5 protein-coding genes and 1 pseudogene are annotated in these 11,130 nt (G+C 55.6%); 4 read left to right on the top strand and 2 right to left on the bottom strand.

Annotated elements, in window-relative coordinates; genetic code table 11:
* Positions 1–345 precede the first annotated feature (345 nt).
* On the bottom strand, positions 346–2,193 hold the full coding sequence (gene asnB / locus HV675_RS25490) for an asparagine synthase (glutamine-hydrolyzing) (RefSeq protein ID WP_175114227.1): 1,848 nt from the start codon (positions 2,191–2,193) through the stop codon (positions 346–348).
* Between the two features lie 1,181 nt (positions 2,194–3,374).
* Here asnB and HV675_RS25485 point away from each other — a divergent pair.
* A complete protein-coding gene (locus HV675_RS25485; protein ID WP_175114226.1) occupies positions 3,375–4,478 on the top strand; it encodes a catalase family peroxidase in 1,104 nt (367 codons plus the stop codon).
* 701 nt (positions 4,479–5,179) lie between these two features.
* On the opposite strand, the gene HV675_RS25480 is transcribed toward HV675_RS25485, so the two are convergent.
* Positions 5,180–6,070 (bottom strand): TolB-like translocation protein, encoded by an 891-nt coding sequence (locus HV675_RS25480; protein WP_175114225.1) that lies wholly within the window; start codon positions 6,068–6,070, stop codon positions 5,180–5,182.
* A 576-nt stretch (positions 6,071–6,646) separates the two neighbouring features.
* Between HV675_RS25480 and HV675_RS25475 the strand changes: the two genes are divergently transcribed.
* The 3 genes and pseudogenes from HV675_RS25475 to HV675_RS25465 form a co-directional block, all read left to right on the top strand.
* Positions 6,647–8,188 (top strand): GMC family oxidoreductase, encoded by a 1,542-nt coding sequence (locus tag HV675_RS25475; RefSeq protein WP_175114224.1) that lies wholly within the window; start codon positions 6,647–6,649, stop codon positions 8,186–8,188.
* 201 nt (positions 8,189–8,389) lie between these two features.
* Positions 8,390–9,928: a class I adenylate-forming enzyme family protein gene (locus HV675_RS25470; RefSeq protein ID WP_175114223.1), complete on the top strand. Its 1,539-nt coding sequence runs from the start codon at positions 8,390–8,392 to the stop codon at positions 9,926–9,928.
* A 74-nt stretch (positions 9,929–10,002) separates the two neighbouring features.
* Positions 10,003–11,023: pseudogene (locus tag HV675_RS25465) on the top strand (ISNCY family transposase); the annotation flags it as partial.
* Between the last annotated feature and the right edge of the window lie 107 nt (positions 11,024–11,130).

The raw sequence follows: 11,130 nt of genomic DNA, 5'->3' as shown, positions 1-11,130 counted from the left end.
GCTCGATTACGTCAGCCCCATGACGTTCGAAAAGAACTGGTTCGCAGCTCAAAGAGGCGAAGCCGCATAATTCCCCCCAGCTATGGGATTCGTCAAACGAGGGCAAGGTCAATCGTTCTACCTCCTTGAACACGGTCTCCCGTATGATTCAAGTTCGAAGCTGTTGACTGGCGGCTTGAGGTCGAAGAACGGGAGCGCGTTTGGGGGTGAACAAAGGCGCGCTGGTTCGAAGAGAGGTGTCGCAAAGCTTGGGCGCGAAACGCCCCGACTCAAGGAGAAGAAGGCGCTTCAAAAATGCGGTCGCCTCGGCTTTGCAAACGCGTCACGAAGCGTCGGCGGATGGACTTAGTTAGTGTGAAGGTGAAGTTGTATGTCGTAGCGCTCTAACCAGTCTATCATCGCAAGCGAGTGATCCAGATCTCCCCTGTCCCAGTGCGTGCCGACATGGGTTACGGGATCGTCGGCGAGCTCACTAAGTGCAACGGGGTCTACGATCTTCATCGTTTTACGTGAGGCAGTATAGACTGCTTCGTTTAATTTCATACGTAATGCCTTTTCATACAAAGGATCTTGCGTATTAGGATAAGGGCTTTTTACTCGCTGCAAGATTGCTTCGGGTACCACGTCACGAACAGCAGCGCGTAAGAGACTCTTTTCGCGTCCATCAAACGTTTTCATGTTCCATGGCGTATTGAATACGTATTGCATCAGTTCATGGTCGCAATAAGGTACGCGTACTTCTAGTCCGACGGCCATGCTCAGTCTGTCCTTGCGGTCGAGCAGAAGGGGCAGCCAGTTTGCGAGGTGTAGGTAGCACAGTTCGCGCATCCGTTTCTCGGTGCCCGTTTGTCCAACATGGGGAACTGCCCGAAGCGCTGTGGCATAACAATCAGCTTCATATTCCTTGAGGCGAAGTTCGCCGGCCACATCATGCGCCAGCAGGTTCTCCAACCGCGACGATGAGAACTGCATCCATGGGAACGTGTCACCGTTGACCGTCTCTGGCGTGTGAAACCATCGATAGCCGCCGAAGACCTCATCAGCGGCTTCTCCGGACAGGGCGACAGTCGAGTGCTTCCGTACTTCCGAAAACAGCAGGTAGAGGGACGGATACATGTCACCGGCATGAATCCAACCCTTGTCTAACGCATCAACGACGGCACTGCGGACGGGCTTGTCCGCCATTGTGCGGCTTTCCAGTATGACCTCGGTGTGCTGTAATTTTAACTGGGTGACCAATTCACGCACATATGGTGTATCGGCGGTATCGCGATACGCGTCTTTTTCGAACGCTTCGCTATAGCCGACAAAATCAACCGAATACGAATGGACACCTTTACCATCACGTTGTCGCAAGATTCGATCAGCCATCGCAGTGATGAACGAAGAGTCCAGTCCGCCGGAAAGAAGGCTGCAGAGCGGCACATCTGCAATGGTTTGCTCACGCACAATGCGGTCCAGATGCGATCGGATAGTCTCTACAGTTACCTCTAGCGAATCGGTATGCTCTTGACCTTCAAGTTTCCAATAACAACGGGTGCTGATGCCCTCTCGCGAAACCTTCACTATATGACCCGGGGGTACTTCGTACATTCCTTCATAGACCGCATCGCCTGGCATGCGAAAGACACTCATCGCGCGTCGCAATCCGTCGATGCCGACCCGGGCGACGACATCCGGATGCGCAAGGATGGCTTTCGGCTCGGATCCGAATAGTACTCCGTGCTCGCGAGGCTGATAGAAAAGCGGCTTTACACCTACGCGGTCGCGCACTAGCAGCAACTGCTGTTTACGTAGATCCCAGATCGCGAACGCATACATTCCGACCAGTTGGTCCACGAACGACTCGCTCCATTCAAGATAGCTTCGCAGTACCACTTCGGTGTCACTCTTTGTCCTGAAGCGATGTCCGCGTTTGGTTAACTCGTCCCGTAATTTGACGAAGTTATAGACTTCGCCACTGTAGGTAAGGCACGCAACCACTTGCCCTCCCTCGACGGCTTGCATAGGTTGTCTCCCTCCCTCAACGTCGATGACAGCAAGCCTCCGATGACCAAGTGCCGCATGCTTACCAATCCAGACGCCGTCCGCATCCGGACCACGCAGAGCCATCGTCTGGGTCATGGCTTGAACTGTCGACCGATATTCATGGAGGTTGCGTCCGTAATCTACCCATCCAGCGATCCCACACATACTCATCTCCTTCGCAATAACTCTCAAGGCAACAAATGGGTCGGGACGCAACCTATTCTTGCGCGCGTTACAGTGTGCGAGTGCATATCCCGCCCCCTTCATGTCGGAGAACACTTTGTCATGTGAGTAAATTCCGTTCAACAAGAGGTTTCATGCACGAACGCGTACTAGAATCAATTGGTTATTGCGAATATGTGAAATATATAGTATGTGTAACTAAAATAGACAAAGTAATTCAGAAATTCACGCTGCTACGAGCCGGGAGTTACCGTTCGGATGGGTGGACACGACTAGTCTTTTGGTGCTTCTGTATTGGTGCGTCGGCGATGGATATGACGCCCAGCGTTTGTCCTATTTGTCCGTATCGTGCATCTACTTGTCTTTGACGACCTTCTTGGGATGTCTTGGCGAAAGCATGGAGGGCCGTCCGTCAAGGACAGGTTCAAACACCGCGATCTCTTCGGGTGCCTCTTCGATAACTAGATTTCCTTCGTCCAAGCTAGATGGTCTCAGTGGGGAATACGCCGACGCCGAGGTCACTCCAATCGCTCACCTTGGTGTATATGTGAGAGATTTTTGGAGAATACGGGATATCAACTTGATCAAAACGCAACTTGACAGATGGTTCCGTTAGATATGGAATACCGCTTGTCAGAAGCGTCAACCGATGTTCCGAGCGCGACCAGCAGAAGGGACCACGATCGGTCGTAAGGCACAACGATGACCAACTAGTTATGCTTTGCATTTTTCCTATCAGTATGATCGATCTGGATGTAATACCTGAGACGCAACGTATTGGATATAAGTGGTAGTCGTGCACTTTTTGGAAAGTGGTAGATATGGCGACATTCCTTGACGCATTTGGTGTCAGTTGACGCCCCGACACGAGAGTTTGTGTGTTTGCGGTATTTGATCGAAGCAGTATCGTACCGTTCATATCGAGTGAGACTAGCCGGTTTGGTTTCGGGCAGCGTTTCTTCGTTGCCTCGTCCAACGGCTTCTTTGCCATGGCACGCATCCCATCAATCCCTCAGAGATATAACGTGCCAGCATCGAATCGGTTGCCATATCATGAGCCTGTACAAATATTTCTGTACTCGACATGGCTATGCTGGAATATCAGGCGACCTGCTCTTGTTTGCACGGGAGAACCCAACAACACCGTGAAAGGAGTGGTCGCGATGAGTCAGAACCAAAAGAAAGCTGAAGAAAATGGCCCAAACAGCCGCCGCTCGTTTCTGAGCACGGCGGGCCGCCTAACGATGGCGGGCGCAGTTGCGCCGGTCATCGGGCTGCAGGCTCCCCCCGCGCTTGCTGAGGAAGCGCAACCGTCACAAGCGGAGTTGCCGACCAACGGATATCTCGAAGCGACTGCCCAACGTTCTCTAAGCGCTCTTGAAAGCGCGTATGGCGCACACGAGGGGCAGCGACGCAATCACACGAAAGGTATAGGTGCGATCGGTAAGTTCGTTGGTACCTCTGCGGCACGTGAATACTCACGATCGCTCCTCTTTTCCGGCGAGACGATCGAGGTTGTTGCGCGCTTCTCGTTGGCCGGCGGGGATCCAGACGCATCTGACGCCGAGCGCAGTGCACGCGGGATTGGACTGCAATTTAGGCTACCCGACGGTAGCCTGCAGCACATGACAATGTTGCACACACCAATATTCTTTGCGACGATGCCCCAAACGTTTATCGACAAATTCTTCGCACTAACGCCGGACGTGGCGACCGGCAAACCGGATCCTGCGCGATTCAGGGAATTTTTGAGAAGTCATTCCGACAACGATGCACAGGCGCATTATCTTGGTACCGTAAATCCACCAATTAGTTATGCGAATTGTCAATTCTTTGGTATCCACACGTTCAAATTCATCAGTGGAGATGCCAAGGTATCCATGGTTCGCTGGCGATTCGTGCCCCGAGATGGAGCGAAGAATCTGACCGACGACGAAGTGAAGAATGCTCCGAGAGATTTTCTGCAAGCTGCGCTTGTGGAGCGCGTCAAGCGCGGTCCGATTCAGTGGGACATGATCGTGTCGATTGGCGAACTCGGTGATTCGGTTACCAACCCGACCGTGCTGTGGCCGGAAAATCGCAAGGAGTTCAACGCAGGCATACTCACGCTGACCGATGCGATGCCGCAGGAGCTGGCCCCAAGCTACGGCATCAACTTCGATCCTCTGGTAATGGCTGATGGCATCGAACCGAGCGACGATCCAATCCTGCGGTTCCGCTCACCTTCCTATGGTCTGTCGTATTCAAGGCGCTTACGCGAGCTGTGAGTCGTAGCGCCTTTGTGCGGTGCAGCCGTAAGGCACGACATGTCAGACAACGCAATCGAGAAATCCCTAGGGTTTTCTCGATTACGACCCGTCTGCCGGTCTGGTGTGAGTAGGTCTCAACGCATCGTTTCCTGTCGATGAATCGGTGTTATTGCCGCAACGTTTACTATTAAACGCGCAAATCCCAATGCTATCGTACTCCGGGGTAGGCCATAATTTGCGAGTGCGTTCGGAGCCGGATCTAGCGGTGCGAACTGTGAAGCTCGGCACGGCGTGAAACTATGTGTCATATCCCGGGCCAGTGCGCGGAAGAGTATGACCAAGAATTCCGGGCCGTGGTGGTGTCCGTCAGGATACCGCACATGTAGATTCGATACACCGATGTGGGCGGATGGAAGCTACGCGGAAGCTGGCGTATCAACCGTCGGTCGTGCGGGGTGTTCGGTGTGATCGTGTCAAGAACAAAGTCGCCCGTTGGAACCGGAGCGTTGCGCATGGCTGTGGGACGAGTAGGAGGAACTTGCGAGGCGAGATATGCTCATGTTTCTTTCCTGGTCAGCCAACCCAACATCCTGAACCGCATGAGCTTTTTCTGGCAGAGTGTAGATACCTCGCGGACCGTGTCGCGGTTCATGAATAGATGAGATGTGTTGCGTCGGAACGATGAAGTAGCTGCCAGTGGAACTCGCATCGGGACTGGCTCACGCAAACGAAAACTGCGAAAGGTAACTGTTGTGTCCCATGCCGGATGTGAACACGATGTGCTTACCATCCGGAGACCATGCGGGATGAACGTTGTCGACCAACGGCGGTTGTCGTATCAAACGCACATCACCACTATCGACATCGATCGTCATGATCTTGAAGTGTGCGGTACCACTTCTTGCCGAGACCGCTAGCCTGCGGCCGTCCGGACTCCAGAACGGCTGTTGCCAGTCTCCGCGGTTGTTGATCCGCGTTGGGTCTTCGCCATTTGGCCCGCACGTCCAGATTTGAAACCCGTTTGTTCCAGCATTTGCCGAGTACGCGATTCGCTTTCCATCCGATGACCACCAAGGCTGGCGGCTCTCGCCTGGCCGGTTGGTCATCTGACATGTGTTTGAACCATCGGGAGAGACGGTCCATATGTTCAGTTTGTTTCCGCCCTTTCGTGAGAAGTACGCGATCAAATTAGTCGATGACCACGTCGGACCGAAACTCCACCACTGAAGATCGGACACGCGCGTTAAGTTGCCGCTTGCCATATCGAGAACATAAATCGCGTTCCGGCCATCGCGATCGGAACTGAAGCTGATATGCGTTCCATCCAAGTACGTTGCAACGCGTCCGAAGTCGTTTGCGTTGCTTTGATGCAAGCGGCTTAGCGCGTTACCGTCCGGGTGAATCGACCAAAGTTGAGACTTGCCGGTGCGCATCGATGCAAACACGATTCGATTTCCGTCGGGCATGTAGACCGCCCGATTGTCGCCGTGACCTGAGCCCGTGAGTTGATAGAGCTCGCCCGCGTCCACCATACGCTGATCGGCCGCGATTGCCTGCACTGGTGGGGATGTCATCGCGATTGCAGAACATATAAAAAGCCGACGATTCACGCTGAGCCTCCATCTTACAGACTGAAACACCTAAATTTTCCTACCTAGATCGACTCGATGTAATGACCACGGACGCGGCGACGCCAAAGCATCGGCAGAGGCCATCGGTGGGCTACGCGGTGTGTGCAGTGGCCATCGAGAAAGAGCAGATTACCGCTTCAACCGTATAAACCTTTATTGTGGCTCTTTATTCCAGACGAAGTGACTTTTTGACCGGGATTCGCATGGCGTCGCTATTGTACGAAAACGTAAGCGTTACCATGTGACGGCCGAGCATGATCCGCTGAGGGGCGCTACGCACGCCTACAAGGGAGGGTTTATGGGGGCATGGAGCGAGGCACGTGCGGTTGTCTAGTTTGGCCTGTTCAAAGAGACCGAAGCGTTCGGAGCTGTGCACCGATGCCGCACGCCGTTACTTTTCATGCGTTTACGACATCGCTCAACGCTGGGGTTGAGGGTTTTCACCGGTCGCGTCGAAGAAATGGTCACTCTGCGGCAATCTACGCGCCGCCGCCGGGCAAATTCGCGACCGCAATCGAAAGTACAGTGAAGACGTGCAGTCCTTGGAGATCTCGCATGATATTGACCACCGCATCCGCATCCGCATCCGCATCCGCGCCCGTTGACACCTATGACCATATCGTCATCGGCGCCGGGCCAAGCGGGTGTGTCCTAGCGGCTAGATTGTCGGAGCAAAGTGGAAGACGGGTACTGCTGCTCGAGGAGGGCGGAGCCGGCATCGAGCGCACCTCGATCGAGGACCCGGATCTGTGGCGTACCAACCTAGCAACTGATATCGACTGGCAATACAGCACGACCCCTCAACCGAAGCTTGACGGCCGCAGAATCATATGGAACCGTGGCAAAGTGTTGGGTGGCTCCAGCACAATTAATGCGATGGCATGGGTTTGGGGGCAGCAGGCAGACTTCGATGGTTGGGCCGCGGCTGGCAATGTAGGTTGGGATTTCGCGAGCCTCGAACCTGAGTTCCAGCGAATCGAGACGTCCTTGCCGCAGCGGGGTCGAGGTACGTCAGGCCCGATGCCTCTTTATTCGATTCCCTCAGATGAGCCTCTGGTCAAGGCGTTCTTGGCGTCGTGCGAAGCGGCTGGCCACGATGTACTTGCGAACGCCTGTGCGCCTGTACGCATGGGCGCTGGCACCAACGAACTGAACATCACGAATGGCGCACGCTTTAGCGCAGTCCACGCATATCTACTGCCGGCGATGCAACGGAAAAATCTGACCGTGCTGACCAACAGTGCGGCTCTAGAGCTAGTTTTTGATGGCTTGCGTTGCGTGGGTGTTCGTTGCAATGTCAACGGTACATATAGGATGTTCCGGTCGTCCGAAGACGTCGCGCTATGCGCGGGTGCGATCGAATCTCCGCGTCTGCTCGCACTCTCTGGTATCGGTAACGCCACTGACCTACGTCGACTCGGCATTGACGTAGTAGCCGACTTGCCTGGTGTTGGCCTGAACCTCCAAGACCATTGCGTTGTTCGAGCGTATTCGACCACCCATACTCCGCAACCGAGGTCGAGACTTGATGCACATCTGTACCTGAACAGCAAAGGTACATCGCCAATACCGGACATTGAGGTCGCACTGCTTCGAGGTGCTACCACGGGCGTGTTGGCAAGTGACCCCGCGTCCAGCTACGCATTGCTCGCCTGTTTACTGCGGCCGCGTAGTCGCGGGGAAATCGCCCTGCGTTCGTCTGACAATCGTGTGCCTCTAGACATTAACCCAAACTACCTGAGCGAGGCTGCTGACGTTGATGCCCTTTGCGAGGCTACCCGCATCGCAGCTGACCTTGGAAATTCGTCCCCGTTTGCGCCTTGGCGCAAGGGGGATGAAACGGCTGCACCATCAACCAAACGGGAGATCGAAGCCTACATGCGACGCTCCGCAACCACCTACTGGCATCCGGCAGGGACCTGCGCAATGGGAACTGGCGTTTGCGCTGTTGTGGACCCAATGCTCAGTGTTCGAGGGGTCAGCAATCTCCGAATTGCAGACGCATCCATTATGCCAACGATTCCAACCGGCAATACGCTGGCGCCGACCTTGGTCGTGGCCGAACGCGCCGCCCGATTGATACTGGCTCAATCTTAGGATGAGGATCCCTTAAGAACAGGAGCCTCCTGAAAACTTGGGTCGGTGAGCTCGAAGCGAAATTTTGTTAATGTTTAGAAAAGCGTTTAGCATTACAGAGGAAGATGGCGGCCGACGGTAGCTGCCTGCGACATGAGTGCCTCACGTTAGCTCCATAGAGCTGCCGGAGGTCGTAAGGTTCATCAAAACCGGGAATCGCCCATGCCTAGCGTTTCGCAAACCACATATGTGCCGGCCATGAGTGTTGGTGAAGACCGTGTCGCCGATCGATTCTTTGCTACGGCACGGAATTCACCCGACAGAGCAGTTTATTTCGCCAACGGAAACGTTTGGACCGCTGGTCGGCTAGCTGACGACGCCCGGCGTCTCGCCCGGGGCATGCTTGCGTCAGGCCTGAATCCGGGAGACCGGGTTGTATCGCAACTCAGCAACCGGCCGGAGGCCGCTGTGATTATTGGCGCGTGCCTTGCGGCCGGCATGATCTGCATACCCCTCAACCCAGGGTACAAACCGGCCGAGATGGACGCCTATCTGCGCAAGCTCCGTCCGTCAATCTGCTTCTGCGAAGCGCGGTATTTCGCATCGGTTGCCAAAATCCCTTCTTCCGTGGTTGAGATGGAAAGGCGATTGATAGTCGGAGACGATATTGAAGGGACCGGTCTCAGGTCCTGGCAGGCACTTCAAAGGGAAACCGGCGATCCCCTGCCGCCTGTCGATCAGCAAGCGCCAGCCGTGATGATTCATACCTCAGGCACGACTGGAAGTCCGAAGTTCGTTGTGCATACGCAAGCTTCACTGGCGCACATCCTCGAGCGTATTGCCGGGGCCGGGTTCGACGACTCTACAAGACTACTCGTCACCTTACCGTCTTGTTACATGTCGGGGCTGGTTGCGCTCATTAGCTGTATGTCGTCCGGCATGAGCGCAGTGCTGCTGGAAAGCTATGAACCCGACGCGTCGCTTGACGCGATCGAGAAACATCGCTGCACGTCCATCTTCATGACTCCGTACATGATCAGTTCGCTAAATCAGGCTCAGCGAATGCATCCGCGCCGAGTGGACTCGCTAAAGCTATGCGTCGTGGGCGGGGACGTCTGCCGTCCGGCCATCAAACAGGAATTTGCCGAGTTGTTCGGCCAACCGCTTCGCAGCGGCTGGGGCATGACCGAGGCGATCGGTACGTTATCGGGGGGGGAAGTGGACGGAGCGTATGTCGCCCGACCGGGTTGTGCGCAATTGGTCGGTGAGGACGGCAATGTCGTGAAGGATGGCGATGAAGGCGAACTGGTCATTCGTGGAAACAATGTTTTCATGGGCTATTGGCTCGGACCGAACCTTGTCGACGATGGGCGCATAGACGGTTGGTTTCATACTGGCGACATCATGCGTAAAGATGACAACGGCGAACTTCGATATGTCGCACGTAAGAAGGACCTTATCGTCATCAATGGTCACAGTGTCGCGCCTGTCGAAGTCGAAAATGCGCTGTTGTTGCATCACGCCGTCGTTGAGGCAGCCGTTGTTGGTTTGCCCGACCTCGAACGGGGTCAACGAATTGTAGGCTTTGTCGTGCTCAATGCTTCTTCCGGCTCTAGTCCAGAGGATATTCTGCGCGACGTTGCGACGAAGGTAGCTGGTTATAAGGTTCCTGAGAAGCTTTTCATCGTCGATCGCATTCCACGCAACGGCATGGGCAAGGCGATTCGCCCAAGGCTCATGGAACAAGCTACGGAGGTATAACGGCTAAGTTGTAATGTCCGCTTTTTCGATGCGTAAGCGGTCCGGCTGCCGGTTGTCCGGCGCCGGGAGCTTTGATGGCTACGACAGAACGGATAACGATGCCAATAACACGAGCTAGACAGGTACAAGAGCGATTCAGGACATGGCCGATGGCGTGCTCAGGCCGGGGCGTGCGGCTGAGCGGCTCGGATTGACGACCGCGGCAGGTCCGCCGACTGGTGGCCCGATTGCGTGAACATATGGGCCGAGCTGGTGTCCGGCCGACGCTCCAAGGCGAGTCACAACCGGCTGGACGCCACGACGGCTGATCGGACCATAGCGATCAGCCGGGAGCGCTACGCCGATTTCGACCCGACGCTGGCGTGCGAGAAGCTCGCCGAATGTCATGGCGTGATGCTGGGCACGGGGAACCGTGCGGCGCTGGATGCGTGATGCCGGGCTGTAGATTCCGCGCAAACAGCGGCCGCCAAAGCTGCATCAGCCGCGTAACCGCCGCGCGTGCCTAGGCGAACTGATCCAGATCAACGGCAGCGAGCATGCATGGTTCGAGAAGCGCGCGCAGCAATGCACGCTGCTGCTGTATGTGGACGATGCCATGAGCCGCCGATGATGCTGCATCACCACCAGCGGGGGTCAGCCTTCAGCTACTTCGAGGCGACGAGCGCTTACCTCGAGCGTTATGGCAAGCCGGTGACGTTCCATAGCGACAACGCGAGCGTGTTCCGTAGCACGGCAGCCAGAAAGACCGGCAAGTGCGTGACGCACTTCGGGCGCGCGATGTACGAGTTGAACATCGACACATTCTGCACGAGCTTGAGCTCTGCGAAGGGGCGGGTCGAGCGCGCGCACCTCACGCTGCAGGACCGCCTCGTGAAGGAACTCAGGCTGCGCGGCATGAGCACGGTGGCCGCGGCGAACGCGTATGCACCCTCTTTCATCGCCGCCTATAACGCGCTCTTCGCGAAGCCGCCGCGCGGCGACTTCGATGTGCACCGGCCCTCTGCGGGCGCACGAGAATCTCGACCAGTTGATGGCTTGGCATCAGACGTGTCGAGCATCGAAATCGCGACGATGCAGTACGATCGCGTGATGTACCGATGTACCTGCTGGATGACACGCTGGTCACGCAGCGGAAAGTTGGGCACGACCTTCCCATGTCCATCTTCGCTGAGAACCGGTCCGTAGGTAAGCGAGTTCTCAGT

It is taken from the genome of Paraburkholderia solisilvae (assembly GCF_902859875.1).
Classification (GTDB): Bacteria; Pseudomonadota; Gammaproteobacteria; order Burkholderiales; family Burkholderiaceae; genus Paraburkholderia; species Paraburkholderia solisilvae.
Note: the sequence above shows the minus strand (reverse complement) of the source record. Positions and strands in the feature narration are given on the sequence as shown.

Bases quoted from the DNA above. Each gene is read 5' to 3' on its own strand.
- asnB (WP_175114227.1), bottom strand. From the start codon at position 2,193: ATGTGTGGGATCGCTGGATGGGTAGATTACGGACGCAACCTCCATGAA.
- HV675_RS25485 (WP_175114226.1), top strand. From the start codon at position 3,375: ATGAGTCAGAACCAAAAGAAAGCTGAAGAAAATGGCCCAAACAGCCGC.
- HV675_RS25475 (WP_175114224.1), top strand. From the start codon at position 6,647: ATGATATTGACCACCGCATCCGCATCCGCATCCGCATCCGCGCCCGTT.
- HV675_RS25470 (WP_175114223.1), top strand. From the start codon at position 8,390: ATGCCTAGCGTTTCGCAAACCACATATGTGCCGGCCATGAGTGTTGGT.